Raw genomic sequence first — 25,543 nt, 5'->3', positions numbered from 1 at the left:
CCCCCGGGGCGCCGCGCACCCGGGGACCGCCGTGGAGTGAAGGGGCCGTCAGCCGTTCGCGAGGGCCTGCACGCGCGAGAGGTCGCCGTTGAAGTGGTTGTGGTCGCCGACCGTCGGGCCGGTCGAGGTGTACTGCCACATCGTGTAGTACAGCCAGCCGGCCGGGAGTTCGCCCACGGTGGAGGCGTACCGCGCGACCCACAGCGGGTTGGTCGACCCGAAGCCCGCGTAGTTGCCGGTGCACTGGGTCCACCAGCTCGTCGCCGTGTAGATCACGGCGTCGCGGCCCGTGCGGTATTTGTACCGGTTCACGAAATCGCGGATCCAGGCCACCATCCCGGCCTGGGTCTTGCCGTAGCAGGTCGCCCCGTACGGGTTCCACTCGATGTCGAGCACGCCCGGCAGCGTCCTGCCGTCCTTCGACCAGCCGCCGCCGTTGTTGACGAAGTAGTCGGCCTGGGCCGCGCCGGTCGTCGTGTCCGGGGTCGCGAAGTGGTACGTGCCGCGGATCATGCCGACGGCGTACGAGCCGTTGTACTGCTGCGTGAAGTAGGTGTTCTTGTAGTAGGTGCCCTCCGTCGCCTTGACGTAGGCCCACCTGACGCCGCTGTTCCACAGCGTGGACCAGGCGACGTTCCCCTGGTGGCTGGAGACGTCCACGCCCTCCGTCTGGACGGCCTGGGCCGAGATCCCACCGGGCGCCCCGTCGCGCCCGTCGTGTGCGAGCACGCCCATGCCCATGCTGGCGGAACCCCGCGCGGGGACCTGGCGGGCGCCCGGGTCCTGGGCGGCGCCGGCGGGTCCGGCGAGGGGGAGGAGGAGGGCCAGGGCCGCGAGGGCGGCGCCGGCGAGGGTCGTTCCGGATCTGTGCACACGCATTCCGTGCCTCCGAGAGGATCGGTGGGGGAGCGAGGTCGGCAGGCCCCTGGTGTGGACATGTCAGGTTGTTGCCGGGAGTGACGCTACGCACGTAGACCCGGTGGGCGGAAGAGGGGCCGGGTACCGCCGTTGGTCTACTCCTGCGAAATACTGGGGGAGCTGCGGCGATCGCCTCGGCCGGAGGAAACTTTCAGCGGCCGGAAAGCTGCCGCGGGTCACCGGGAGAACGCGTGGGTGATGCTGACGTGCACGGCAGCGGTACGGCCGGCGAAGGCCGGGTCCCGCCGCCCGGCGACGCCCCGACGGGCGCCCGGCCCGCCGAGGACCCGGCGGGCGGGGAGCACGGCCAGGGCACCCCGGCCACCGCCGGTGTCGACCGGGTCTTCCTCGCGCTCGAACGCGAGCTCGCGGTCTTCCTGCGCCGTGCCCGCGCCCAGTCCGGCGAGATGGCCCGTGAGGTCCACCCCGAACTGGAGCCCGCCGCCTACGGGCTGTTCGTACGGCTCGACGACGCAGGCCCCCAGCGGGCCACCGAGCTCGCCGGGTACTTCGGCGTCGGCAAGGCGACCATGAGCCGGCAGCTCCGGGCCCTCGAGGACCTCGGGCTCGTCGCCCGCGACCCCGACCCCGCCGACGGCCGGGCCTCCCTGGTCCGGCTCACGGACGAGGGCCGGAACCGCTTCCGGCGCGTACGGGACGCCCGGCGCGAGCGGTACGTCCGCAAGCTCGCCGACTGGGACCGCACCGAGGTCGCCGAACTCGCCCGGCTCCTGAACCACTTCAACGTCCGGTTCGAGGGCTGACCGCTCAGGACCGGGACAGCTCCACGTACGCCGCCGTCGCGTCGTCGTGCCGCTTCCAGCGCCGCAGCCCGCCCGCCGGCTCGTCCGCCACCTCCAGGGCCCGCACCCGGTGGAGCAGGCCGAGCGACCCCTCCTTGCGCAGGACGGCGTGGCAGTCCGTCCAGTCGCCCCCGGCGAACAGCTCCACCCAGCGGCTCGCCCCGTCCGTGAGGGCGGCCAGGGACCGCACCTCCCCGCGCGGGGTCGTCCCGGTCACCGCCCGCTCCGCGACCGCCGGGTCGGCCGCCGCGGTGAAGAAGCCGCCCTCCTGGTTCCGGAGCCGGTCCGTCGCCGCCCGGGAGCGCAGGATCTCGTCCGGCACCCGGTCGAGCCGGTCGTCGAGCACCGCCCGTACCGCCCCGTCCGGGGCCTCCAGGAGGAGGACGGAGTCGGAGAGGACGAGGTGGTCGACCGAGGTGTCGTCCCACCGCGCGAGCACCACCGTCGCCTGAGGCGTACGCACGTGAGAAAGGTCACAGGTGTCGCGGTGGGCGTCCGCGGTGCGCCGGATCGCCAGCGCCAGGATCCCGGAGAGGGGCATGTCCGGCCGGGAAGCGGACAGTTCGGTCAAAGCTCCGCCCAGTCGCGCCGTGAACCACGGCACGGTGTGCACACAACCGTCATCACCGGCGGGGGGTGTGACGCCGTCGAGGAGGACCACGGTTCCCCCGCTGCCCGAGGCGGGCAGCACGGCGGCCACCCAGTCCTCGTTGGGGCGTTCGGGGCTGCCGGGGAGGGAGGCGACATCGCTGCGCATGGCCACCAGTGTGCCCGGCCCGGCGCGCCGCCCGGCGTACTCCTTCACCGGACCTGCAAATCACCGGAAATGGCCTGTACCAACCCGGCGGCGAGAACACGAGAGACGGAACGAGCACTTCCGCGAAGCTGCGGGCGGGCATCCTGCCAAAGCCCGCGCGGAAGATCCAACCGGGGGCCCCGCCGGGCCCTTCGGCCCCGCCCGGAGAACTTGTTCGCCAACTCAGGAGTGTTGTTCACTCGTTCGGGTGGCGGAGCGGCCGATGCGCGCCCCCTTCCCAGAAGCGCTGGAATGGTCGGAAGCCGTACCAGGGGTGGGGGCGCTCCATATGACCGGCCGTCATCTCTGCTTTGTGGGCGGACGAGTCAAGAATGCGAGCACCGGTGCAGATGAAGCGGCCTCGGAGCAAGAACGGCGCGCGGAGCCAGACCCCCGGTGTGACTCCGACCCCGGACGACGGCGCCGCCACGGCGACCGCCGACGGCGCCGCCACGGCCGGCAGCACCCCGGGCAGCGCCCCCGCCGGCCGCCCCAAGCGCGTCCGCAACCGCCTCGTCGCCGGCGTCGCCCTCGTCGGCATCACGGTCCTCGTCGCCGGAGCACCCGCGGTCCTCACCGCCTCCACCGAGCTCACCGACTCCCAGAGCCTGGTCACCCTCGCCGAACTCGACCGGCAGGCCGTCACCCTGGCCCACTCGCTCGCCGACGAGCGCGACGAGGTCGTCGCGTACATCGCCGCCGGCCGCGACGCCCAGAGCGGCGACCCCGAGGACGAGCGCCGCGTCACCAGCACCCGGTCCACCCGGGTCGACCGGCAGATCGACGAGATCCGCCCCGCCGCCCCCGCCGAACTCCGCCGCGACCTCGCCGGCGTCCCCTCCGTCCGCCGCGCCGCCCTCACCGGCAAGGGCACGGCCCTGGAGGCCCACCGGGCGTACACCGAGGTCATCACCAAGCTCCAGGCCCTCGCCGACGAACTGGCCGACAAGACCCCGGCCCGCGCCGCCGACACCGCGCTCACCGAGGCCACCCGCGCCCCCGCCGCCCTCGGCCGCGCCGTCGAACAGGCCTCCGCCACCCGCGGCCTGCTCCTCGCCGCGCTCTCCGTACCGCAGCCCGAGCCCACCGGGGACGTCCACTACGACCCGGAGACCGACTCCTACGTCCCCGACGTGCCCGAGGGCGCTGCCGAGGCCGAGCGGGCCCGTGACCTCCTCACCGCCGCCGCCCAGCAGGCCCGGGTCCGTGAACTCGCCGCCCTCGGCGACTTCGACCAGGCCGCCGGAGCCGCCGCCCGCGACTCCCTCGCCGGCACCGTCGCCGGACCCGACGTCAAGGCCGCCGAGCGGTCCCTCGCCTCCCTCACCGACCAGCCCCGGCTGACCGAGGCCGAGCGCGAGACCGACCGGGCCGCCCTGGAGGCCGCGCTCTCCGCCCGCATCGAGCAGATGCGGGGCGTCGAGTCCGCCCTCGCCGCCGAGCGGGTCGAACAGCTCGGCGCGCTCCGCGACGACGACGTCACCGCCCTGGAACTGCGCATCGCCTTCCTCGGCGGCTGTCTCCTCGTCGCGGTCGGCATCTCCACCTACGTCGCCCGCACCCTCACCCGGCCGCTCGCCGTGCTCCGCATCGGCGCCGCCCGGCTCGCCGGAGCCCCCGCGCCGCACACCGAGGAGCCGGTCCGCTTCACCGGCCGCAACGACGAGTTCGCCCAGGTCGTCCGCTCCCTCAACACCCTGCACGGGAAGCTCTCCGGCCTCGCCGCGCACACCGAGCGGCTCACCGACGGCCAGGCCGACCTCGCCGCCGCCAAGGAGGCACTCGGCGCCGAACTCGCCACCCAGCGCGCCGAACTCCAGGGCCAGGTCGCCCTCCTCACCGCCGACCTCGAACGGCTCAGGAGCACCGTCCACCACACCTTCGTCAACCTCTCGCTGCGCAGCCTCGGGCTCGTCGAGCGCCAGCTCGGCGTCATCGAGAAGCTGGAGGAGCGCGAGCAGGACCCGGACCGCCTCGCGACGCTCTTCAAGCTCGACCACATGGCGACCGTCATGCGCCGCCACAGCGAGAACCTCCTCGTCCTCGCCGGCCACGAGCACGTCCACGGCCACGCCGGGCCCGTCCCGCTCGTCGACGTGCTCCGCGCCGCCGTCAGCGAGATCGAGCGGTACGAGCGGGTCACCATCCAGTCCCTCCCGCCGCACGCCCAGATCGCCGGCTTCGCCGCGGACGACCTGAGCCACCTGATCGCGGAACTCCTGGAGAACGCGACGTCCTTCTCGCCGCCCGACGCCGAGGTCCAGCTCTCCGGCTGGCTCCTGGAGTCCGGCGAGGTGATGCTCTCCGTGCAGGACGCGGGCATCGGCATGACGGCCTCTCGCCTCGCTGAGATCAACGCGCGCCTGGCCGAGGCCGACCCGTCCGCCTTCGAAGGCGAGGGCCTGGGCATGCGGGTCATCGCCCTGCTCGCCGCCCGCCACGGCGTCCGCGTCGAACTGCGGGAGCAGAAGCCGGGCGGCACGGCGGCGGTCGTGGTCCTGCCGGAGCCCCTGCTGCCCACCGCCCCGCCGAGCGCGGTGACGGAGCCCGTACGGGCCGGTGGCGCGGCGCCCGCGCTCCAGCTGCCCGGCTCGGTAGCCGAGGCCAACTCCAACACGCTGCCGTCCCGGAACCGCGACCCGCTCGTCGAGGCGGCGGAGCGGGCGTTCCTGGCGGCGCAGGTGAACGCGGCGAAGGAGGAGCGGGAGCCCGCCCCGGAGCCGCCCCTGGAGGCTCCGCACGCGCCCGAGCCGGCGTACGAGGAGCCCGCCCCCGCGTACGAGGAGCCCACCCCCCTCCGGGAGTCGGTCGCCGAGACCACGCTCCAGGTCCGGCTGCCCGACCCGCCGCCGGAGCCGGACGCCCACGAGCGCGCCGCCGACCCGGCCCCGCACGAGGAGCCCGCCTACGGCGAGCCCGCCCACCCGGAGCCCGTACAGCCCGAGCCCGCCTACGGCGAGCCCGCCCACCCGGAGCCGGCCACCGACCAGCCGGCCACCGAGGCGCCGGTCCCCGGACCGCGCGCCGCCCAGTGGGAGCGGGTCACGGACAAGGGCCTGCCGAAGCGCACCCCGCAGGTGGTCCGCCCGGCCGGCCCCGCCACCACGCCCCGCCAGGGCGGCGTGGACGCGGAGGCCCTGCGCCGCCGGCTCGGCGGCTTCCACAAGGGCGCCGAGGCCGGACGCCGTGACGTCGAGGCGGAGCTGGACTCGGGGCGGATAGAAGACGTAAGGCCTGCACGTACAGAGGAGATGACGGGGGACACAGTCGAGGAGGCACGCAGTTGACTGCGACGGGAACGTTCGGACTGAGCACGGAAGCCCGCAACCTGCAATGGCTGCTGGGAAACCTGGTGGAGGAGGTGCCCGGGGTCCGGTCGGTCGCCGTCGTGTCCTCGGACGGCCTGCTGCTGCTCTCGTCCGACCCGGCCATCCAGCAGAGCACGACGGCCGCCGCCGAAGCCGGCCGTCCCGACGGGCCGCGCGGCTCCAGCGCCGACCTGGCCACCATCGTCTCCGGCATCGGCAGCCTGACCATCGGCGCCGCCCGGCTCATGGACGGCGGCGGGGTCAAGCAGACCATGGTGGCGATGGAGGAGGGCAGTGTCTTCGTCATGTCGATCAGCGACGGCTCGCTGCTCGGCGTGCACGCCACGCCCGACTGCGACATGAGCGTCGTGGCGTACCACATGGCGCTCTTCGTGGGGCGCGCCGGTCACGTACTCACCCCCGAAGTCCGCAGCGAGCTGCGCAAATCGATGGAGAGCACCCAGTGACGTCACTTTCCTCGGGGTATCCCGCCCATCGTCTGCCGGTACGGGGAGACGGGCGGCGCCCCGCGCGCGTACGCCCGTACTCGCTGACCGGCGGTCGCACCCGCTTCGGCCACGTCCTGCTCGTCGAGACCTTCGTGGCGGCGCTCGAAGCGCCCGCCGTGCGCAAGGTCCTGACGGACGGCGGGCCCGGCGCCCGCGGACTGATGCCGGAGATGCGGGCCATCGTCGAGATCTGCCGCCGCATGCGGACGGTCGCGGAGATCTCCGCTCTGTTGAAGATGCCGTTGGGGGTCGTCAGGGTGCTGCTCAGCGACCTGGCCGACCAGGGAAAGATCCGTGTGTACGGGACCGGTCACGGCACCGGCCAGCCCGACCGCGCGCTCCTCGAAAGGGTGCTGAGTGGACTCCGTCGTCTCTGACGCCTCCGCCGTCTCCGAATCGCCGTCGGTGGCGGGCGTACCCGCGCAGCCCCAGGCTCCCGAGACCGATCTGTTCCGGAGGGATACCGCCGGCCCGGACGCGGAGGACGGCGCACAGGACTGGCAGCTCGACCACACCCGAGCCCCGATCGCGACGAAGATCGTCGTCGCGGGCGGCTTCGGCGTCGGCAAGACCACCTTCGTCCGCGCGGTCTCGGAGATCACCCCGCTCCAGACCGAGGCGCTGATGACGCGGGCGAGCGAGGACACCGACGACCTCACCGCCACCCCGGACAAGCTCACCACCACCGTGGCGATGGACTTCGGCCGGATCACGCTCGACAACGACCTGGTGCTGTACGTCTTCGGTACGCCGGGACAGCAGCGTTTCTGGTTCATGTGGGACGACCTGGTGCGCGGCGCGATCGGCGCGATCGTGCTCGCGGACACCCGGCGGCTCACCGACTGCTTCCCGGCCCTCGACTACTTCGAGAGCTGCGGACTTCCGTACATCGTGGCCGTCAACCACTTCGAGGGCACCGAGGCGTTCGAGGCGGAGGACGTCAGGGAGGCTCTGACCGTGCCGCCGCACGTACCCGTGGTGATCATGGACGCGCGCAAGCGGTACAGCGTCGTCGAGAGCCTGCTCGCCATGGTCGCGCACGCGCTCGAAGCCACCCCCGAATAGTTCTCCCCGTCACGCCAGGAGCACCACCCATGCGGAAGATTCTCATAGTCGGCGCCGGCCAGTCCGGTCTGCAGCTCGCCCTCGGCCTCCAGTCGGGGGGGTACGAGGTCACCCTCATGTCGAACCGGACGGCGGACGAGATCCGGTCCGGCCGGGTCATGTCCACGCAGTGCATGTTCGACACGGCGCTCCAGCACGAGCGGGACCTCGGCCTCAACTTCTGGGAGTCCCAGGCCCCCCGCATCGAGGGCCTCGGCGTCTCCGTCGCCGGCCCCGACTCCAGCCGGGTGATCGACTGGGTCGGCAGGCTCGACGGGTACGCCCAGTCCGTCGACCAGCGGGTCAAGATGGCCGGCTGGATGGAGACCTTCGCCCAGCGCGGCGGCCAGCTGGTGATACACGGCGCGGCCGTCGGCGACCTGGACTACTTCTCCCGCAGCTACGACCTGGTGCTGGTGGCGGCGGGCAAGGGCGAGCTGGTCTCGATGTTCGGCCGGGACGCCTCCCGCTCGCCGTACAGCGAACCGCAGCGCGCGCTGGCCGTCGCGTACGTCCACGGCCTCGGCCCCCGTCCCGAGCACCCGGACTTCGACGCGGTCCGCTGCAACATCGTCCCGGGCGTCGGCGAACTCTTCGTCATGCCGACCCTCACGACGGGCGGCCGTGCCGACATCCTCTTCTGGGAGGGCGTCCCCGGCGGTCCGCTCGACGCCTTCCAGGGCGTCAAGGACCCGGCTGAGCACCTGTCCCTGACCCTGGAGCTGATGGAGCGCTTCACGCCCTGGGAGTACGCGCGCGCCACGAAGGTCGAGCTGACCGACGCGGGCGGCACCCTCGCCGGGCGGTACGCCCCGACCGTCCGCAACCCGATCGGCCGGCTCCCCGGCGGCGGCCTCGTCCTCGGTGTCGCCGACGTCGTCGTCGCCAACGACCCGATCACGGGCCAGGGCTCCAACTCGGCGTCGAAGTGCGCCGCCGCGTACCTCGCCGCCATCGTCGAGCGCGGCGAGCAGCCCTTCGACGAGGAGTGGATGCGGGGCGCCTTCGACCGCTACTGGAAGACGGCCCAGCACGTCACCAAGTGGACGAACGCGATGCTGGCCCCGCCGCCGGAGCACGTCCTGAACCTCCTCGGCGCGGCCGGCCAGCTCCAGCCCGCCGCCGACCGCTTCGCGAACGGCTTCAACGACCCGTCGGACTTCGAGAACTTCTTCTACGAGCCGGAGAAGACCTCGGCCTACCTGGCCTCGCTCTCCGCGAACTGACGACCGCGTCCCGGCCCCGACGGGCGGCCGGAGACACGGAGAAGGCGGCGTACCCCGACGTGTGTCGGGGTACGCCGCCTTCTCGTGTTCCCGCTACTTCGGGTCGCGGTTGTAGACGGACTTGGACCAGAAGTAGCCGAGGGCGGTGAGGGCGAGGCACCAGGCGAGGGCGAGCCAGCCGTTGTGGCCGATCTCGGTGCCGAGGAGGAGGCCCCGGAGGGTCTCGATGGCGGGGGTGAAGGGCTGGTACTCGGCGATCGGCTGGAACCAGCCCGGCATCGCGTCGATGGGCACGAAGGTGCTGGAGATCAGCGGGAGGAAGATCAGGGGCATCGCGTTGTTGCCGGCGGCCTCGGCGTTGGGGCTGACCATGCCCATGCCGACGGCGATCCAGGTGAGCGCCAGGGCGAACAGTGCGAGGAGCCCGAGGGCCGCCAGCCACTCCAGGGCGGTGGCGTCGGTGGAGCGGAAGCCGATGGCGGCGCCGACGGCGCCGACGAGGACGACGCTGACCACGGACTGCAGGACGCTGCCGATGACGTGGCCGGTGATGACCGATCCGCGGTGGATGGCCATGGTGCGGAAGCGGGCGATGATGCCTTCGGTCATGTCGTTGGAGACGGAGACGGCGGTGCCGATGGTGGTGGAACCGATCGTCATCAGGAGCAGGCCGGGGACGAGGTAGGCGATGTAGTCGGAGCGGTCGGCTCCGCCCATGCCCGCGCTCATGACGTCTCCGAAGATGTAGACGAAGAGGAGCAGCAGCATGATCGGGGTGAGGAGCAGGTTGAGGGTCATGGACGGGTAGCGGCGGGCGTGGAGGAGGTTGCGCCGGAGCATGGTGGTGGTGTCGCGGACGGCGAGGGTGAGGGTGCTCATCGGACGGTCTCCTTGGTGGGGTCCTGCTGGGTGGGGACGGTGGTGCCGGTGAGGGCGAAGAAGACGTCGTCGAGGTCGGGGGTGTGGACGGTGAGTTCGTCGGCCTCGATGTGGGCGGTGTCGAGGCGGTCGAGGATGGTGCGCAGGTCGCGCTGGCTGCCGTCGCTGGGGAGTTGGAGGGTGAGGGCGGTGTCGTCGCGGGCGGCGTCGTGGAGGGTGGTGGCGGCGGTGCGGTAGGTGGCGGGGTCGGCGAAGCGGAGGCGGACGTGGCCGCCGGGGATGAGTCGTTTGAGTTCTTCGGCGGTGCCTTCGGCGGCGATGGTGCCGTTGTGGAGGACGGCGATGCGGTCGGCGAGCTGGTCGGCTTCTTCGAGGTACTGGGTGGTGAGGAAGACGGTGACGCCGTCGGTGACGAGTTCGCGGATGATCTGCCACATGGTGTGGCGGGAGCGGGGGTCGAGGCCGGTGGTGGGTTCGTCGAGGAAGATGACGCGGGGGTCGCCGACGAGGGTCATGGCGATGTCGAGGCGGCGTTTCATGCCGCCGGAGTAGGTGGAGGCGGGCTTCTTGGCGGCGTCGGTGAGGTCGAAGCGGGCGAGGAGTTCGGTGGCGACGCGGCGGCCTTCGGTCTTGGGCAGGTGGTGGAGGTCGGCCATGAGGAGCATGTTCTCCTCGCCGGTGATGAGGCCGTCGACGGCGGAGAACTGGCCGGTGACGCCGATCGCGGCGCGGACGGCCTGCGGGTCGGCGGCCAGGTCGTGGCCGGCGACCCGGGCCTGGCCGCCGTCGGCGGTGACGAGGGTGGAGAGGATCTTCACGGCGGTGGTCTTGCCGGCCCCGTTCGGACCCAGCAGGGCGAAGACCGTTCCCTCGCGGACGGCCAGGTCGACGCCGTCGAGCACGGTCTTGTCACCGTAGGACTTGCGCAGCCCGTTCGCCGCGATGGCCGTACCGGTCATGGTGCGTACTCCTCAACTACGGGTCGGTGGGTGCGGGTCAGAGGCTGCGGGCGGTGATGTCGCCGTAGGCGGTGGTCGCGTGGATGTCGAGCTGTGCGCCGGCGCCCTGGGAGTTCTGGAGCGCGTTGTCGATGCGGCCGTAGGCGGTGCCGGCGTTCAGGGTGGCGGAGACCCCGCGGGCGGCGCCGACCGAGATCGTGCCGTGGTCGGTGCGCAGGGTGACCGTGCCGCGCACGGCCTCGGCGACGGTGAGGTCGCCCTTCTGGCTGCTGATCTCCGCCGGGCCGCCGAGGCGGCCGACCGAGATGTCACCGGCGGCGAGGGTGATGCGGGCGCCTTCGGTCTCGTCGAGCTTGACCGTGCCGTGCGCGCCCTCGAAGGTGACGTCGCCGAGCCGTCCGACGCCCCGCAGTTCGGCGCTGGCCGCCTTCGCCTCGACGCGGGAGCCGGCCGGCAGCTGCACGGTCACCTCGACGGCGCCCGAGTTCCCCAGGGCGCGGTTCTTCGCGTCCGGGGCCTCGATCCGCAGGACACCGTCGGCGTAGTCGACCGTGATCCGCTCGGCCGCCTTCACGTCGCGGCCCTTGGAGGCGTCGGCGGGGAGGATCTCGACGGTGGTGTCGGCCCGGTCGGCGGCGATGAAGCGGATGTGACCGGCGGGGATGTCGAGGACGGTGGAGATCGGGGCGGAGGTGAGGAACTTCTGCATGGTCTTTTCCTTTGGTTCGTCGCTGTTTCCGATGAGTGAAACGCTACGTTGCATTCACGTCTCTGGCAACGAACTCGTTGCACTCAAAGTGCATCAACGCAGGTAGCACGCCCTATTTCGTTGCAATCATTCTGCGAGGTAATGCAACGTCAGCTGCCCGCGCGTTGCAATGAAATGAAGGTGAACGCTATGGTGGAGCCGTACGACGCACTGAAGAGGCACTAAGGAGACCGCGGATGCCGGGAGGCAGGCTCACCCAGCAGGAACGCCAGCAGATCGCGCTGGGACTGGCCGACGGCCTCGCCTACGCCGAGATCGCCCGGCGGCTCGACCGTCCGACCTCGACCATCACGCGCGAGGTGATGCGGAACGGCGGCCCCACCGCGTACCGCGCCGACCTCGCCCACCGCGCCACCGAGCGCCGCACCCACCGGCGCAAGCCGGCCGCGCCCAGGACGGCGGAGGCACTTCCGCAGGCCCACGGTCGCGACGCCGACGCGGTGCGCGAGTTCGAGGAGACGTTCACGACCGTCCTCATGGCGTCGGGCATGCCCACGATGATGTCCCGGGTGATGGCCTGCCTGACCCTCACCGACGCCGGCAGCCTCACCGCGGCCGAACTCGTCCAGCGCCTCCAGGTCAGCCCGGCCTCCATCTCCAAGGCGGTCGCGTTCCTGGAGACCCAGGGCTTCGTCCGCCGGGAGCGCGACGAACGGCGCCGCGAGCGCTATGTCGTCGACGACGACATCTGGTACCAGTCGATGATCTCCAGCGCGCGGTCCACGGCCCAGATCGTCACGACCGCACGGCAGGGCGTCGGCGTCCTCGGCCGCGACACCCCGGCCGCCCACCGCCTGGAGAACGTCGCCCGCTTCCTCGACTTCGTCAGCGAGAGCATCCAGCGCGCCGCCGAGCAGGCCCGCGACATCCTCCACCCCAAGACCGGAGCACCCGCGGGAGCCGGGGCGCCGGACGGTGATGACGAGTGAAGCGTGACGGGTGACGGGTGGAGGGCGCCGGGTGATCGGTGACGGGTGAGCTCGGCCTCCGCCGGGCGGGGCCTTGCCGACAAGGCCGAACCCCAGGCCTGTTCAGGCGCGGTCGTACCCCTGGTCGTCGCCGTCCCGGGCCCCCGCGGGGAGCACGGGCGGGGTGTACGAGCCCAGGGCCTTTGCGTCCGGGTCGGGGCGTACGGCCCCGAGCAGCGGGTTCGCCGCGATCGGGGAGACCTTCACCTTCCCGCCCGGACGCGGGGCGTGCACCACGAGGCCCTCGCCGAGATAGACCGCCACATGGGTGGCGCCGGGGAAGTACATCACCAGGTCCCCGGGCCGCAGCTCCGTGAGCCGCACACGGGGCAGGGTCGCCCACTGCTCCTGGCTGGTGCGCGGCAGCTCCTGCCCCGCCGCCGCCCACGCCTTCTGGGTGAGCCCCGAGCAGTCGTACGTCTCCGGGCCCTCCGCCCCCCACTCGTACGGCTTGCCGATCTGCCCCACCACGAACCGCAGCGCCTCCGCGCCCGCCCGGGACGGGGTACGGCGGCCGTCCAGGACACCCGAGTCGAGGAGGTCGCGCTGCGCGCCCGCCGTCTGGACGCGTTCGAGCTCGGTGAGCCGGGCCAGCTGCCCGGGGGAGAGCGCGGCGAGCAGCTTCTCGACCTCCCCGAGCCGGGCCCGCGCCTCGTCGCGCCGGGTGCGCTGCGCCACGGCGAGGCTCTGCTGCCGGTCGAGGGCCTTGCGGGAGGCGCTCGCGAGCGAACCCGCCTGCCGCTCGGCCCGTTCGAGCCGCGACACGGCGGCGGCGCGCTCGCGGGTGGCCCGGGCGATCAGATGCCCCTGGTCCAGGGCCGCCCGGGGGTCCGGCGCGAGCAGCACCCGCAGGTACGAGGAGAGTTCGGACCTGCCCTGGTACTGGTCCCGCGCGATCCGCCCGGCCACGGCACGCCCCTGCGCCAGCGCGTTCCGGACGGCGGTGAGCCGGGCCGTGACCTTCTTGGTGTCGGCGGTCTGCCGCTTCAGCGCCTCGTCGGCGGCGTTGTACCGCTCGGCGGCCTCCTCGGCCCGCTGGTAGAGCGTCCGCATGCGGGTGAGCAGCTCGGCGACGGAGTCACCCCCGGGAGGGGGGAGGGCGGCGCCGTCGTCGAGGGGGGCGGGGGGAGTGGAGTCGGGGACGTCGGGGGTGTCGGGGGTGCCGGGTTCCTCGGGGTCGCCGGGGACGCTGGGGGCGTCGGGGACGTCCGGGGCCTCGGGGGTATCGGAGGTCTCGGGGTCTACGGGGGCGTCCGGGGCCTCGGAGGCGTCCGGGGCTTCGGGGGCGTCCAGTGCGTCGGAGGTCTCGGGGGTGTCGGAGTCCTCGGAGCCGTCAGAGGGCTCGGGGGCGTCCGAGTCTTCGGAGTCCCCGGAGCCGTCAGAGGCCCCGGGGGTGTCGGGAGTGTCGGGGATATCGGGGACGTCAGGGGCCCCGGAGTCGCCAGGGTCCGGGGTACCCGTGGCCTCGGCGGCGTCCGGGTCGACGGGGGCCACCGCCTTCGCCGCCGGATCGGCCCGCCCGATCGGGGCCGCCATCGGGGGGTCGGCCGGCGGGTCCGGTGCGGTGACACCGGCCTGGAGGGCCACCCCGGTGAACGCCGTCGCCGCGGCCAGCGCCCCCGCGCAGACCGTGCGCAGCAGCCTTCGCGACACGTCACCACCTCCACGGGAATGATGACGTGTCACATCAGCGGATTACCGTACGAATGGGGGCGCGTCCGACGGCCTCACCCGTTCGGCGGACCGGCCTCCCGGGCGGAGGCGCACCGCTGCCCCGGCTGGTTACCGTGCCCGACTGCTCACCACGACCGACCGCTCACCACGACCGACCGCTCACCGCTGCCCGGCTGAGCACCGCGCGCGACCGCTCACCGCGCCCGCCTGCTCTCCGCTGCCCGAACGCTCACCACGACCGACCGCTCACCCCGCCCCGCCCCCTTACCGCCCCCGCTCACATACCGCCCCCGCCCCCTTACCGCCCCCGCTCACATATCGCCCCCGCCCACTTACCGGCCCTGCCCCCTCATCGCCCCCGACCGCCTACCGCTCCCCGCCCCCCGGCTTCGACCACGGCCACTTCAGTTCCCGCCGCTCGCGGCCCGTGGGCACGTACACGTAGACCCAGCCGCGCTGGAGGCCGAGCCGCTTCGTGTGGCCCGCGGGCTCGCGCCGGTACGCGTACACGGTCGGCGGGCGCCCGTCGTGGGCCGGTACCGGAACCTCGTACCACTTCGGCGGGTGGCCGGTCGGGCCGAGCAGGATCGGCAGGACCCGGCCGTCGAGGGGGCCGCCACGGAAGGGGGTGTTCTCGCTTCTCACCCCTCCAGTCTCCCCCGCCCCCGGCTCACAGGAGGCGGGCGGCCTCGCCCACCACCGGGATCACCCGCCGGGCGAGCCGTGCCACCGGCCCCTCGGGCGTCTCCTGCGCGAGGAGCAGCCCGACGACCCGGGCTGTCTCCTCGTCGCTCGCCGTGGTCGCGGCGAGCAGCGCGACGAGATGGTCGACGAGCCAGTCCCGCAGCTCCCGGGCCGGCGGCTGCTTGTCCTCGTCGAGCCAGATGAGCGAGGCGGCCTCCACGGCGGCGATCCACGTCCGCACCAGCATGCCGAGCCGGGGCCCCGGCCGCTCCACCCCCAGGTGGACGAGGATCTGCTCGGCGGCGGCCCGCCGCACCTCGTCGACGATCGCGGTGGTCCGCGAGGTCTCGGCGACGCTGCCGCCCCGCAGCAGGGCGCTGAACCCGGCGTCGTGCTCGTCGACGAAGGTCAGGTACCGGTCGAGCACCCGCCCGAGCCGCTCCGTGGGCGGGCCCTCCGGCGGTTCGGTGAAGCAGCGGTTCAGGGCGTCGGCGGAGGAGCGCAGGGCGGCCTCGTACAGCTGCTGCTTGCCGCCGGGGAAGTAGCGGTAGACGAGGGGCCGCGAGACGCCGGCGGCCTCGGCGACGTCGTCGAGGGACACGTCCTCGGGCGTCCGGTGGGCGAAGAGTTCCTGGGCGGCGTCGAGAAGCTGCCCGCGCCGCTCCTCGACGCTGAGTCTGCGGTACGCGGGAGTGGCGGGGCTCGTCATGCTCCGCAGCGTAGCCCCGGAGCGGGCGGGCGGGGTGCCGTGATCCGGACGCCCGCCCGCCGGCTTCCACGCGCCCCCGCACCGGCCGGGGGCGGGAGCGGCTGGGGTCATGTCCTCAGGCCAGAAGTCCCGAGGACTTCCAGAGCCGTCGCCCCGGCCCGCGCAGGACGCCGATGTCGTCGAGGAAGTCGGTGAGCCGCTTGGCGCCGGACTGCATGACCTCGCGGCGGTGTCCGCTCGCCCGCACCTGGGCCACGGCCTCGCGCCGGTCCAGGCCGACGGCCTCGTACACCCCCGGGTTGACGAAGCAGGTGGAGAAGACGCGGGCGGCCTCGCCGCAGCTGAGCCGGGTGAACTCCTGCTCCCAGCGCGGGGCGGTCACCATCTGGCGCCGCAGTTCCTCGCGGGCGTACCGCACATGGCGGGCCTCCTCCACCACGTGGATGCGGGTGACTCCGCGGACGAGGCTCTGCACGCGCTCGTCCGGGAAGGTCAGGCGCTGCATCCAGTCGAGGATCTCCTCGCCGAGCAGGGTGGCGGCGAAGGAGCCGGGGGTGGTGGAGACGGTCTTCAGGAGGCGCGCGAGGTTGTGGTACAGCCTCGGCACCGGGTACGCGGGGGTGCCGCCCCGCCGGATCAGCCGGGCGAACATCATCGAGTGCCGGCACTCGTCGGCGATCTCGGTGAGGGCGTACCGCACATGATCACTGGTCAGCGACTTGTCGTAGATGTGCCGGACCAGCAGCTGCATGAGGATGATCTCGAACCAGACGCCGAGCGAGGCGAGCGAGGCCGCCTCGTGGCGCGACAGGACGATCCGCTGCTCCTCGGACATCCGGTGCCAGAGCGGGGTGTCGTAGAGCGAGACGAGCTCCGGCGGCCAGAACCACTTGCCGTCCTCGAACGGCGCGTCCCAGTCGAGCTCGGTGTCCGGATCGTAGGAGTGCCTGCGGGAGGACTCCAGGAGGCGTTCGGCGACCTGCTCACGGTCGCGCAGGGGCCCCAGAGCGTCCCGCAGGAGGCTGAAGTCGGGCTCGGTGAAGGGGGTCATGGCGGAGACACCTCGCTGCGCTGGCCGACACGTTACCGGGGGTCGCCTCCTATCAGACTGCCCGTCAGTAGCGCGGTCAATCCCCCGCGCGCGACTTGTTGACGATCCGTCTACCACCGTGTGAGCCTGACGAGTGGACTCGCACCACGGGAACGGCCCGACCCCCCAAGGAGGCGTCAGTGTCGACGCGCGACCTCTACACCACGGCCCCGCCCACCCTCACCTGGCAGGTGCCCGCCACCGGCGCCGCCCGCTTCTCGTGGGAGTACGACGACGGCCGCGAGCGACTCCTCGCCCTCTACCAGAAGGGCAAGGACAAGCAGTGGGACGGTGCCACCCGGATCGACTGGGACCTGGAGGTCGACCCGTACGACCCGCTCGGCACCCCCGACGAGGTCCTCACCCTCCACGGCACCCGCCACTGGGCGAAGATGACCGAGAAGGACAAGGGCGACCTGCGACGGCACTACGCCTCCTGGCAGTTCAGCCAGTTCCTCCACGGCGAGCAGGGCGCCATGGTCTGCGCCGCCCGGATCGTCGAGTCCGTCCCCGACCTCGACGCCAAGTTCTACTCGGCCACGCAGACCATGGACGAGGCCCGGCACGCCGAGATCTACGGCCGCTTCCTCCACGACAAGATCGGCATGCTCTACCCGATCAACGACAACCTCCGGGGCCTGCTCGACGACACCCTGCGGGACTCCCGCTGGGACATGCCCTACCTCGGCATGCAGGTCCTCATCGAAGGGCTCGCCCTCGCCGCCTTCGGCATGATCCGGGACACCACCGACAAACCGCTGCCGAAGCAGATCCTGGCGTACGTGATGCAGGACGAGGCCCGGCACGTGGCCTTCGGCCGGATGGCCCTGCGCGACTACTACCGACAGCTCTCGGACGCCGAACTCCGCGAGCGCGAGGAGTTCGTCATCGAGGGCTGCCACCTGATGCGGGACCGGCTGCGGGGCGTCGAGGTCCTGGAGAACTTCGGCATCCCGAAGAAGGAGGCGGAGGAGCTGAGCGAGCAGAGCGAGTTCCTGCACCTCTTCCGCAAGCTCCTTTTCAGCCGGATCGTCCCCTGCGTCAAGGACATCGGCCTGTGGGGCGAGCGCCTCCAGAAGGCCTACCTGGACATGGGCGTCTTCGACCTCGGCGACTCGAACCTGGACCTGCTGATGGCCCAGGACGAGGAGATCGCGGAACGGCTCGACGCGGAGCGCTTCGCGACGGAGGAACGGGCCAGGGTGACGGAGGTGACGGACACGATCGCCCAGGGCGCGACGACGGACTGACCCGCCCAGCCGCCCCATGGCCCAACCGCCCCAGGGCCCACCGACCCACCGGCCCGCAGTCCATCGACGCACCGGCCCTCCCCGGGTCACCGCCCCTCCTACCCTCCCCGCCCCTCCCTCCCCGCCCCTCCTACCCTCCCCGGGCCTCCGCCTCCAGCCGCAGCGCCTCCGTCATCACCGCCTTCGCGATCGGCGCCGCGCTGCCGCCCCCGCTGATGTCCGTGCGGGACGCCTCCGCGTCCTCCACGACCACCGCCACGGCGACGGCCGGCTGGGCCGAGTCCGCGGCCTGCGCCCAGGCGATGAACCAGGCGTACGGGGTCCCCGTGTTGCCGAAGCCGTGCTGGGCGGTGCCCGTCTTGCCGCCGACCAGGGCCCCGGGGATCGCCGCGTTCGCCCCCGTACCCTCCTCGACCGCCCGCACCATCAGCCGCTGGAGCTGCATCGCCGTGGAGGGGTTCATGGCCTGCCGATAGCTGCGGCGCCCGGTGCGGTCGACGGTCGTGCCGCCCGAGGTGGTCGTGCGGTCGACGAGGTACGGGTGGGCGATCTCCCCGTTGTTGGAGACCGCCGCCGCCACCATCGCCATCTGCAACGGCGTCGCCGTCGTGTCGAACTGCCCGATCGACGACAGGGCCAGCTGGTCCGGGCTCATCGCCCGGTCGAAGTTGGACTTCGCCACCCAGGACGGGACCCGGAGCCCCGTGTCGTTGAAGCCGAACCGCTCCACCGCGTCGACCATCCCGGTCAGGCCCACCTTCACCCCGAGCCCGGCCATCACCGTGTTGCAGGACCACTGGAGGGCGTACGCGAGTGAGGCGTCCTCGCACCCCTTCGCCTCGTTGGGCAGCACCTGCCGGGTGCCGGGCAGCACGAAGGGATCAGGAGTGTCCGTCGGCGCGTCCACGTCCCGTACGGCCCCGGCGTCCAGGGCCGCGGCAGCCGTCACGATCTTGAACGTGGAGCCCGGAGGGTACGTCTGGCGCAGCGCCCGGTTCAGCATCGGCTGGTTCGGCGAGGTGGTGAGCCGCTTCCAGGCGTCCTTGACCCCCGGACCGGTCCCGGAGAGGACGCCAGGGTCGTACGAGGGCGAGCTGACGAGCGCCAGGATCCGGCCGCTGTACGGCTCCACCGCCACCACCGCGCCGCGCTTCCCGCCGAGCCCGCGGAAGGCGGCCTGCTGCATCGACGACCGGATCGTCGTCACGACGTCACCGCCGGGCTGCCGGCCCCGGGTCAGGTCGTTCCAGAGGGGGAGGGGCGCCAGCATCGGTTCGGTGCCGGCCAGGACGGCGTCCTCGGCGTGCTCGACGAGGGTCGTGCCGTAGGTCTGTGAGGAGTAACCGGTCAGCGGCGCGTACAACGGCCCCTGACGGTAGGTGCGTTCCCAGCGCAGCTGCTGCCCGCTGTCCCGCGAGCCCGTGACCGGCTTCCCGTCGACGACGATCTCGCCCCGCGGCTGCGCGTACCGGCCGATCGCGATGCGCCGGTTGGCCGGGTTGCCGTCGAGGGACTCGGCCTCGAAGACCATCACGCGCGCGGAGTTGACGAGGAGCGCCACGAGCAGGACGAGACAGAGCGCGGCGGCCCGCCGGGCGTACCGGATCACGAGGCGCCCTCCCTCGCCGCGGAATACGGCCGGATCACAAGGCGCCCTCCTTCGCCGCGGAATACGGCCGGATCACGAGGCCCCCTCCTTGACGGGCGCGAGCGTCCCGGTGTCGGCGGTGTCGGGCTGCGGGGCACGCGCCGAGTCGCTGACGCGGATGAGCAGCGCCACGATCACCCAGTTGGTGACGACCGACGAACCGCCCTGGGCCAGGAACGGCATCGCCATGCCCGTCAGCGGGATGAGCCCCATCACCCCGCCCGCGATGACGAAGACCTGGAGGGCCACGATCGACGCGAGCCCGATGGCGAGGAGCCGCCCGAAGGGGTCGCGCAGCGAGAGGCCCGCCCGGTACCCCCGGGCGACGAGCAGCCCGTACAGCAGGAAGAGCGCGGTCAGTCCGACGAGCCCGAGCTCCTCGCCCGCCGTGGCGAGGATGAAGTCGGACTTCGCGGCGAAGCCGATGAGGACGGAGTGGCCGAGCCCGAGACCGCTGCCGAGCATGCCCCCGGCGGCGAACGAGAACAGCGACTGGGCGAGCTGCCCGGGGCCGTCGCCCGCCCGGATCGAGGCGAAGGGGTCGAGCCAGTCCTCCACCCGGCTGTGCACATGGGGTTCGAGGGAGCCGACGAGGAAGGCTCCGGCGGAGGCGAGCACCAGACCGACCGCGATCCAGCCGATCCGGCCGGTCGCCACGTACAGCATGATCACGAAGAGCCCGAAGAACAGCAGTGACGTCCCCAGGTCCCGTTCCAGGACCAGCACGCCGACGCTCAGCAGCCAGATCGCCACGATGGGACCGAGGACCCGCCCGGACGGGAACTGGAACTTCCAGAGCCGGCGGCCGGTGTACGCGAGCGCGTGGCGGTTGGCGGCGAGATAGGCGGCGAAGAAGACCGCGAGCAGGATCTTGGCGAACTCGCCCGGCTGGAACGAGAGGCCGCCGATCCGGATCCAGATCTTGGCGCCGTTCACGGCCGGGAAGAAGATCGGCAGGATCATCAGGGCGAGCGCGGCGGCCACCGACACGTACGCGTACCCCTGGAGCGCGCGGTGGTCACGGAGCAGCAGGACGACCACGATGAAGAGCGCCACCCCCAGCGTCGACCACACCAGCTGCGGCGCCGCCGCCTGGTCCCTCGGCGTCTCCAGGTCGAGCCGGTAGATCAGGACGAGCCCGAGCCCGTTGAGCAGCACGGCGATCGGCAGCAGGAGCGGATCGGCGTACGGGGCACGGAAGCGGACCGCGAGATGGGCGACGAGCGCGAGCAGACCGAGCCCCGCCCCGTACCGGACGGCGTCCGGCGGCACGGCGCCGCTGCGGGCGAGGCCGACCTCGGCGTAGCCGTAGACGGAGATGAGGACGGCGCAGACGAGGAGGGAGAGTTCCACGCCGCGGCGCTTCGCGATGCGTACCCCGGGTGGGGGCGCGTCCGTTCGCGGTGCGGTCATGGCCGCAACGTAGCAAGCTGTATGCGCTATGTCCCTTTTGTGTGACGGTGTGCCGTCCGGTCAGTCCTGCGGCGCGTCGTCCGAGAGGTCCACGTACTCGGGCAGCCGCAGCAGGGCCTCCGCGCCGCCCCCGGGCGCCACGGCGAACACGAGGGCCGCGCCGATCACCTCCGCCTGCCCCACCGCGATCGTCAGCCCGAGCCCGTGCCCCTTGCCGCCGCTCTCGGTCCGGAAGCGCTGCGGCCCCGAAGCGATCAGGTACGCGGGATAGCCGGGCCCGTGGTCCCGTACGGACACCACGGGCCCGTCCACGGTCACCACCACCGGAGGGGCCCCGTGCTTGTGCGCGTTGGCGACCAGATTGCCGAGGACCCGCTCCAGGCGCCGCCGGTCCGTCTCCACCGTCGCATCCCGCACCACCCGCACCTCCGTCTCCGTGCCCGAGGCGCGCACCACCCGCTCGGCGAGCGGACCGAGCTCGTGCACGGCCAGGTCCACGGTCTCGTTGCGGGCGTCGAGCCGCGAGATCTCCAGGAGGTCCTCGGTCAGCCCCCGCATCGCCCGCACCCGGTCCCGTACGAGCTCCGACGGCCGCCCCTCCGGCAGCAGCTCGGCGGCGGCCGACAACCCGGTCAGGGGCGTGCGCAGCTCGTGCGCCACGTCGGCGGTGAACCGCTGCTCGCTCTGCAGCTTGCGCTGGAGCGAGGAGGCCATCGTGTCGAGCGCCCCCGAGACCGTCGCCACCTCGTCCTGCGGGCGCGAGGGGTCCTTCGTACGGGGATCGTCCACGCGCGCGTCGAGGTCCCCGGCACTGATCCGCCGGGCCACCTGGGCGGTCAGGTGCAGCCGGCGCGTGACCCGGGTGACGGCGAAGGCGCCCACGAGCAGGGTCGCCCCGATCGCCAGCACGGAGGAGCCGAGGATGGAGCGGTCGAGCGCGTCGATCGTCTCGGCGCTCTGCGTGTAGTCGACGCGTACGGCGAGGGCGCGGCCGTCCGCGGGGCCCGCCGCCCACATCGCCGGATGGCCCCGGTCGTCCCCGACCATCGTGCCGCGTTCGCCCCGGACGGCGAGGGCGCGCAGGGACGCCGGGAGTCCGACGGGATCGATCCCGGCGAACCGGGGGAGCGGCTCGCCCGCCTCGTACAGCCGGGTGACGTCGGTGAGCCGCGCGAGTGCCTTCTCCCGGGAGTCGTCGGCGGTCTGCGCGGTCACCGACGCGTGGACGAGGACGCCGAGCAGCGCGGCGAGGGCACAGCACATCACCGCGATGAAGAGGGCGGCCTTCCACGTGAGGGTCGCGGTCCAGGCGGGCAGCCGCGGCCTCCTCACGGGGTCTCCGCGGGCAGCGGGGGCGAGACGGTGGCCGTCGGACTGACGAGACGGGGCACCGGCACGCCGGAGGGCTTGACCCGCACGATCTCGTCGCGGGTGGGCAGCATGCTGTGCTGCTGCTCGTCCCAGGACCAGGCGGTGCGGTACTCGTATCCGGGGATCCCCGCCGAGGCGACCCGCATGACCAGGTCCCGGCCGGCCAGCTCCACGCTGATGACCTGGTCGACGGTCGACATGATCCGGGTGAGCCCGCCGTTCTCGGCGAGGTAGACCCGGACCCCGACCTGCTGCTCGGGCATCCGGATCCCGACGATCAGCTCGTCCCGGCCGTTGCCGGTGAGATCGCGGTAGTACGGCCGCATGACGGGGCAGGCGGCGGGAGCGGTGTCGCAGGCGGTGATCGCCCGGGCGGTCTCCTCGTACATCCCGTCGGGGCCGCTGTACGTACCGGGACGGGCCCGCACCTCGGCGCGGACGACGGCCACGGCGTCGACGGAGCGGACGTCGTTGTCGGCGACTGCGATCCCGGGGACGCGCTCGGTGTCGGACTCGCCGTAGTCGATGGGTGGATCGGTGGCGGGCGGCAGATCGGGCCAGAGCCGGACGGGCCCGACGGCGGGAGACGTGGGCCCGGCGCTCTTGAGCCCGCCTTCGCCCCCGCACCCGACGAGCAGGAGAACACCCAGAGCACCGCAGGCGGCAACGGACACAGCGCGCGGTCCCATGAATCTCCTCCTAGCCCCGAGGAGACCATATTCGGACAGGGAGGGCTTCTGCTCACCGGCGGACGGCCGACCGACGACAGGAGTGGGGGCCGTGGAGGGGGTCGTGTTCGGGACGTAGAGCGTGATTTGTGGCGCATACGAAACGCCCAGGACTGATGGCCCCGCAGGCGCCGTAAATCATGCAGTCCCGAACACGACCCCCGGAACGGCCCCCACGCGGGCCCACCGAGCAGGCGCACCACGGAACACAACCGGGCAAGGGCCACCGGGCAAGGCGCCACTGGGCAAGGGCCACCGGGCAAGGCGCCACTGGGCAAGGCGCCACGCTCCGGGCCGGCGCCCTAGAAGACCCCGCGCTCCATCCGGGCCAACGCGGCCCGGCACAAGGTCAGCAGCTTCTCGTCGAGATGGACGTCATGACTGCCGGAGGCCCCCTCGCGGGCGTTGTGGCGCCGCCGCCGGGTCAGCTCGGTGAGGATCACCAACTGCGCCTCGGATGCCGCGGGACCCATCTCCGCCAGACACTCGGCGACGTCCACGCGCGCGTGCCGGTTCTCCTCCCAGGCCGCGAGCAGCACCGGCAGGGCCGTCTCCGCGTCCCCGGACACCCGCCACAGGGCGGCGGCGCTGCGGACCCGCACCCACAGGTCCCGCGACGCCAGACCGGGCAGGAGAGCGGGGGCGACCGCTGCGGCGGCAGGGCCTATCTCACCGAGCGCCTGCGCGGCGGCGCACCGCTCCGCGCCCGAGGCGCCCGGCCCGAGCCACCGCTCCAGGGCCGCCAGGACCTCACGCACATCACCCTCGGCCGCCCACAGCGCCCGCGCCGCCGTCGTGGCGACGGAGGCCGACTCGGCGGCCAGGAGTCTTCGCATGTCCGGTACGGCGTCCCGGGCGGCGGGCCCGAAGGCCGCCAGGGTCCGCAGTGCGGCCTCCCGCACCCAGTCGCGACGGTTGGCCGGCGCTCCGCGCAGGACCCGCAGGACCTCCGGTACGGCCTGGCCGCCCCGGACGGCCGCCAGGGCGTACAGCAGGGGCGCGGCCCGGTCGTAGAGCCGCTCGTCGAGCTCGACGTCCGCGAGCCGGCGCCGCAGCAGCGGGGCGAGCATGGCGGCCGAGGGCCCGAGGCCGTCCATGGCGTACAGCAGCTCGCGCCGCACCTCGCCCTCCTCCAGGGCGCGGGCGAGCAGCGGGACGGCCCGGGTGTCCCCGGCGCGGGCCAGCGCGAGAAGCGCCCCGTCCCGCCCGGACCGCCCGACGAAGGCGTGCTGCCCCCGCCCGCCGGACCAGGCCCCAGCTCCAGCCCCAGCCCCAGCCCCAGCCCCGGAACCGGCCCCTGACCCCGACGTCGACCCCGACCGCGAACCCGGCGTCGACCCCGGCCAGGGCCCCGCGCCCTGCCCCGCACCCGTGGCCAGCCGGGCGGCCAGCGCGTCGGCGGCGGGGGCGCCCAGCTCGAAGAGGCGCTCGAGGAACGAGGTGGCGGCCTCGCGGAGCCGGGGCTCGGGGTCGTGGAGCTGGTCGCCGACGAGCCGGACGACCTCCTCGTACCGCCCGCGCCAGATCCGCATCAGCCCGCCGCACAGCCAGATCGCGTCCGACCGCTGCCCCCAGTCGGGGCTGCGCAGCTGCGCGAGGATCAGCGCGATGCGGTCGTCGACGCGGTCGTCGAGGGCGGCGTGGAGGGTCCGGAGCAGTTCCTCGGTCCAGGGGGCGGGCCGCCCGGCGCCGTGCTCCTCCAGGAGTTCGCGGACCTGCCCGATGAGGGTGGGCGCGGCCTGCCGGGACCCTTCGGCGCCGGGGGCGGCGGACGCGTGGGCGGTGGTCCTGATCTCCTCGAGGAGTCCGGTCACCCAGGGCACGACGTCGTCCGGGATGTCGCCGGGCGCGCAGCGCGCCCGCTGGGCGAGGGCCGCGAGACGAAGGCCGGGGTCGTGGGCGGCGCGGGCGAGCCAGCCGAGCCAGTCGACGATCTCGCCGCGCAGCGAGGCGTGGCGCAGGGCGATACGGCCGAGGGCGGCCACGAGGGCGAGCCGGACCTCGGTGTCCCGTTCGACGGTGAGCCGCTCCCGCAGGAGGGTCAGGACCCGTCGGGGCTCGGGGTGCAGGGAGGCGAGGGCGCAGGGGGCGGCGAGTCGCACCTCGGGGTCGGGGTCGGAGGCGAGCCCGAGGAAGACGTCGGCGCCGGCGGCGATGGCGGCCGCGGCCATGGCGTAGTTGGCGGCGGGGATGAACTCCTCGTCGCCGAGGTCGAGTTCGTCGTCGTCGTCGAGTTCGATGCCGCCGATGCTGGTGAGCAGTTCGACGAGGGAGCCGCGGTCCTGGACGACGGGGTCGGCGACGAGTTCGAGGAGGAAGGGGATGCAGGCGAGGGTGGAGTCGTAGACGTCGCCCTGGTGGTGCACGGCGCCGTACATGCCGTCGAGGGCGGTCTCCCGCTCCGCGGGGTCGGCGGAGGCGAGTCCGCGGAGGAGCTCCGGCACGTCGTCCGCGGGGCCGTACGCATGCCCCAGTGAGGCCCAGTCGACCTCCTCGATCCCCGTCAGCATGTGCCAGGCCGCCTTCCCCGTGAGCCCTGTACCAGGCAGCAAGTGTGCACCACGGAGGGGAAAGCAAGGCCTTACCGGCGATACGGGACGTACGGGGGGCCTGAGTTGCGACCTCTTTCCGCCATGTGCGGTGCGCAGCAGGGCAGTTGCACTGAGTATCGACAAGGAACGCCACTCCCACCCCACCCAACCCCCCACCCCACCCAACCCCCACCGCAACCAACCCT

Annotated in this window: 22 protein-coding genes; 8 read left to right on the top strand and 14 right to left on the bottom strand. The window is 73.0% G+C overall.

Annotated features, from left to right (window positions below; translation table 11 throughout):
• Nucleotides 1–48: 48 nt before the first annotated feature.
• Complete coding sequence (locus AMK29_RS06160; protein WP_073808705.1) at nucleotides 49–879, bottom strand: lysozyme; 831 nt, start codon at nucleotides 877–879, stop codon at nucleotides 49–51.
• A gap of 230 nt (nucleotides 880–1,109) precedes the next feature.
• On the opposite strand from AMK29_RS06160, the gene AMK29_RS06155 reads away from it, so the two are divergent.
• Nucleotides 1,110–1,682 carry a MarR family winged helix-turn-helix transcriptional regulator gene (locus AMK29_RS06155; protein ID WP_241845180.1) on the top strand — a complete coding sequence of 191 codons (573 nt, stop codon included), beginning with the start codon at nucleotides 1,110–1,112 and terminating at the stop codon, nucleotides 1,680–1,682.
• A 4-nt stretch (nucleotides 1,683–1,686) separates the two neighbouring features.
• Here the strand turns inward: AMK29_RS06155 and AMK29_RS06150 are convergent, their stop codons facing one another.
• Nucleotides 1,687–2,478, bottom strand: coding sequence for a hypothetical protein (locus tag AMK29_RS06150; RefSeq protein WP_073810632.1), 792 nt, complete (start codon nucleotides 2,476–2,478; stop codon nucleotides 1,687–1,689).
• A gap of 371 nt (nucleotides 2,479–2,849) precedes the next feature.
• Between AMK29_RS06150 and AMK29_RS06145 the strand changes: the two genes are divergently transcribed.
• The 5 genes from AMK29_RS06145 to AMK29_RS06125 are packed head-to-tail and all read left to right on the top strand — an operon-like array spanning nucleotide 2,850 to nucleotide 8,664.
• A complete protein-coding gene (locus AMK29_RS06145; RefSeq protein ID WP_079196771.1) occupies nucleotides 2,850–5,804 on the top strand; it encodes a sensor histidine kinase in 2,955 nt (984 codons plus the stop codon).
• The gene (locus AMK29_RS06140; protein ID WP_073808698.1) at nucleotides 5,801–6,292 is read left to right on the top strand and encodes a roadblock/LC7 domain-containing protein; all 492 of its coding nucleotides are present in this window, start codon (nucleotides 5,801–5,803) and stop codon (nucleotides 6,290–6,292) included. Before AMK29_RS06145 ends, AMK29_RS06140 begins: the two co-directional genes overlap by 4 nt.
• A complete protein-coding gene (locus AMK29_RS06135; protein ID WP_073808695.1) occupies nucleotides 6,289–6,711 on the top strand; it encodes a DUF742 domain-containing protein in 423 nt (140 codons plus the stop codon). Before AMK29_RS06140 ends, AMK29_RS06135 begins: the two co-directional genes overlap by 4 nt.
• On the top strand, nucleotides 6,692–7,399 hold the full coding sequence (locus AMK29_RS06130) for a GTP-binding protein (protein WP_073808692.1): 708 nt from the start codon (nucleotides 6,692–6,694) through the stop codon (nucleotides 7,397–7,399). The genes AMK29_RS06135 and AMK29_RS06130 overlap by 20 nt, the downstream gene beginning before the upstream one ends.
• 29 nt (nucleotides 7,400–7,428) lie before the next feature.
• A complete protein-coding gene (locus AMK29_RS06125; protein WP_073808689.1) occupies nucleotides 7,429–8,664 on the top strand; it encodes a styrene monooxygenase/indole monooxygenase family protein in 1,236 nt (411 codons plus the stop codon).
• 93 nt (nucleotides 8,665–8,757) lie between these two features.
• Here the strand turns inward: AMK29_RS06125 and AMK29_RS06120 are convergent, their stop codons facing one another.
• From AMK29_RS06120 to AMK29_RS06110, 3 genes are read right to left on the bottom strand one after another with little or no spacing between them, the layout of a single operon-like run.
• On the bottom strand, nucleotides 8,758–9,543 hold the full coding sequence (locus tag AMK29_RS06120; RefSeq protein WP_073808686.1) for an ABC transporter permease: 786 nt from the start codon (nucleotides 9,541–9,543) through the stop codon (nucleotides 8,758–8,760).
• Nucleotides 9,540–10,502 (bottom strand): ATP-binding cassette domain-containing protein, encoded by a 963-nt coding sequence (locus AMK29_RS06115; protein WP_073808683.1) that lies wholly within the window; start codon nucleotides 10,500–10,502, stop codon nucleotides 9,540–9,542. The genes AMK29_RS06120 and AMK29_RS06115 overlap by 4 nt, the downstream gene beginning before the upstream one ends.
• A gap of 37 nt (nucleotides 10,503–10,539) precedes the next feature.
• Nucleotides 10,540–11,211 carry a DUF4097 family beta strand repeat-containing protein gene (locus tag AMK29_RS06110; RefSeq protein ID WP_073808680.1) on the bottom strand — a complete coding sequence of 224 codons (672 nt, stop codon included), beginning with the start codon at nucleotides 11,209–11,211 and terminating at the stop codon, nucleotides 10,540–10,542.
• A gap of 236 nt (nucleotides 11,212–11,447) precedes the next feature.
• Between AMK29_RS06110 and AMK29_RS06105 the strand changes: the two genes are divergently transcribed.
• Nucleotides 11,448–12,200, top strand: a complete 753-nt coding sequence (locus tag AMK29_RS06105; RefSeq protein ID WP_073808677.1) for a GbsR/MarR family transcriptional regulator — start codon at nucleotides 11,448–11,450, stop codon at nucleotides 12,198–12,200.
• 102 nt (nucleotides 12,201–12,302) lie between these two features.
• Here AMK29_RS06105 and AMK29_RS06100 read toward each other — a convergent pair whose 3' ends face one another.
• From AMK29_RS06100 to AMK29_RS06085, 4 genes are all read right to left on the bottom strand, one after another.
• On the bottom strand, nucleotides 12,303–13,892 hold the full coding sequence (locus AMK29_RS06100) for a C40 family peptidase (protein WP_073808674.1): 1,590 nt from the start codon (nucleotides 13,890–13,892) through the stop codon (nucleotides 12,303–12,305).
• 387 nt (nucleotides 13,893–14,279) lie between these two features.
• A complete protein-coding gene (locus tag AMK29_RS06095; protein WP_073808672.1) occupies nucleotides 14,280–14,558 on the bottom strand; it encodes a hypothetical protein in 279 nt (92 codons plus the stop codon).
• Between the two features lie 25 nt (nucleotides 14,559–14,583).
• The gene (locus tag AMK29_RS06090; protein ID WP_073808669.1) at nucleotides 14,584–15,306 is read right to left on the bottom strand and encodes a TetR/AcrR family transcriptional regulator; all 723 of its coding nucleotides are present in this window, start codon (nucleotides 15,304–15,306) and stop codon (nucleotides 14,584–14,586) included.
• Between the two features lie 115 nt (nucleotides 15,307–15,421).
• On the bottom strand, nucleotides 15,422–16,357 hold the full coding sequence (locus tag AMK29_RS06085) for an AurF N-oxygenase family protein (RefSeq protein ID WP_073808666.1): 936 nt from the start codon (nucleotides 16,355–16,357) through the stop codon (nucleotides 15,422–15,424).
• A 179-nt stretch (nucleotides 16,358–16,536) separates the two neighbouring features.
• Between AMK29_RS06085 and AMK29_RS06080 the strand changes: the two genes are divergently transcribed.
• Nucleotides 16,537–17,646 carry a ferritin-like domain-containing protein gene (locus AMK29_RS06080; protein ID WP_073808664.1) on the top strand — a complete coding sequence of 370 codons (1,110 nt, stop codon included), beginning with the start codon at nucleotides 16,537–16,539 and terminating at the stop codon, nucleotides 17,644–17,646.
• A gap of 130 nt (nucleotides 17,647–17,776) precedes the next feature.
• On the opposite strand, the gene AMK29_RS06075 is transcribed toward AMK29_RS06080, so the two are convergent.
• The 5 genes from AMK29_RS06075 to AMK29_RS06055 form a co-directional block, all read right to left on the bottom strand.
• A complete protein-coding gene (locus tag AMK29_RS06075; RefSeq protein WP_073808659.1) occupies nucleotides 17,777–19,255 on the bottom strand; it encodes a penicillin-binding transpeptidase domain-containing protein in 1,479 nt (492 codons plus the stop codon).
• A gap of 72 nt (nucleotides 19,256–19,327) precedes the next feature.
• Nucleotides 19,328–20,707 carry an FtsW/RodA/SpoVE family cell cycle protein gene (locus AMK29_RS06070; RefSeq protein ID WP_073808656.1) on the bottom strand — a complete coding sequence of 460 codons (1,380 nt, stop codon included), beginning with the start codon at nucleotides 20,705–20,707 and terminating at the stop codon, nucleotides 19,328–19,330.
• Between the two features lie 60 nt (nucleotides 20,708–20,767).
• Nucleotides 20,768–22,039: a sensor histidine kinase gene (locus tag AMK29_RS06065; RefSeq protein WP_073808653.1), complete on the bottom strand. Its 1,272-nt coding sequence runs from the start codon at nucleotides 22,037–22,039 to the stop codon at nucleotides 20,768–20,770.
• Complete coding sequence (locus tag AMK29_RS06060; protein ID WP_073808650.1) at nucleotides 22,036–22,767, bottom strand: hypothetical protein; 732 nt, start codon at nucleotides 22,765–22,767, stop codon at nucleotides 22,036–22,038. Before AMK29_RS06060 ends, AMK29_RS06065 begins: the two co-directional genes overlap by 4 nt.
• Nucleotides 22,768–23,108: 341 nt before the next feature.
• Complete coding sequence (locus AMK29_RS06055) at nucleotides 23,109–25,316, bottom strand: PBS lyase (RefSeq protein ID WP_073808647.1); 2,208 nt, start codon at nucleotides 25,314–25,316, stop codon at nucleotides 23,109–23,111.
• Between the last annotated feature and the right edge of the window lie 227 nt (nucleotides 25,317–25,543).

Source organism: Streptomyces sp. CB02261, assembly GCF_001905665.1.
Lineage (GTDB): Bacteria > Actinomycetota > Actinomycetes > Streptomycetales > Streptomycetaceae > Streptomyces.
This window is presented reverse-complemented; position numbering and strand designations above follow the sequence as displayed.

Coding starts and splice junctions, on each gene's coding strand:
- AMK29_RS06160 (WP_073808705.1), bottom strand. CDS start 879: ATGCGTGTGCACAGATCCGGAACGACCCTCGCCGGCGCCGCCCTCGCG.
- AMK29_RS06150 (WP_073810632.1), bottom strand. CDS start 2,478: ATGCGCAGCGATGTCGCCTCCCTCCCCGGCAGCCCCGAACGCCCCAAC.
- AMK29_RS06145 (WP_079196771.1), top strand. CDS start 2,850: ATGCGAGCACCGGTGCAGATGAAGCGGCCTCGGAGCAAGAACGGCGCG.
- AMK29_RS06125 (WP_073808689.1), top strand. CDS start 7,429: ATGCGGAAGATTCTCATAGTCGGCGCCGGCCAGTCCGGTCTGCAGCTC.
- AMK29_RS06120 (WP_073808686.1), bottom strand. CDS start 9,543: ATGAGCACCCTCACCCTCGCCGTCCGCGACACCACCACCATGCTCCGG.
- AMK29_RS06115 (WP_073808683.1), bottom strand. CDS start 10,502: ATGACCGGTACGGCCATCGCGGCGAACGGGCTGCGCAAGTCCTACGGT.
- AMK29_RS06110 (WP_073808680.1), bottom strand. CDS start 11,211: ATGCAGAAGTTCCTCACCTCCGCCCCGATCTCCACCGTCCTCGACATC.
- AMK29_RS06105 (WP_073808677.1), top strand. CDS start 11,448: ATGCCGGGAGGCAGGCTCACCCAGCAGGAACGCCAGCAGATCGCGCTG.
- AMK29_RS06090 (WP_073808669.1), bottom strand. CDS start 15,306: ATGACGAGCCCCGCCACTCCCGCGTACCGCAGACTCAGCGTCGAGGAG.
- AMK29_RS06085 (WP_073808666.1), bottom strand. CDS start 16,357: ATGACCCCCTTCACCGAGCCCGACTTCAGCCTCCTGCGGGACGCTCTG.
- AMK29_RS06070 (WP_073808656.1), bottom strand. CDS start 20,707: ATGACCGCACCGCGAACGGACGCGCCCCCACCCGGGGTACGCATCGCG.
- AMK29_RS06060 (WP_073808650.1), bottom strand. CDS start 22,767: ATGGGACCGCGCGCTGTGTCCGTTGCCGCCTGCGGTGCTCTGGGTGTT.
- AMK29_RS06055 (WP_073808647.1), bottom strand. CDS start 25,316: ATGCTGACGGGGATCGAGGAGGTCGACTGGGCCTCACTGGGGCATGCG.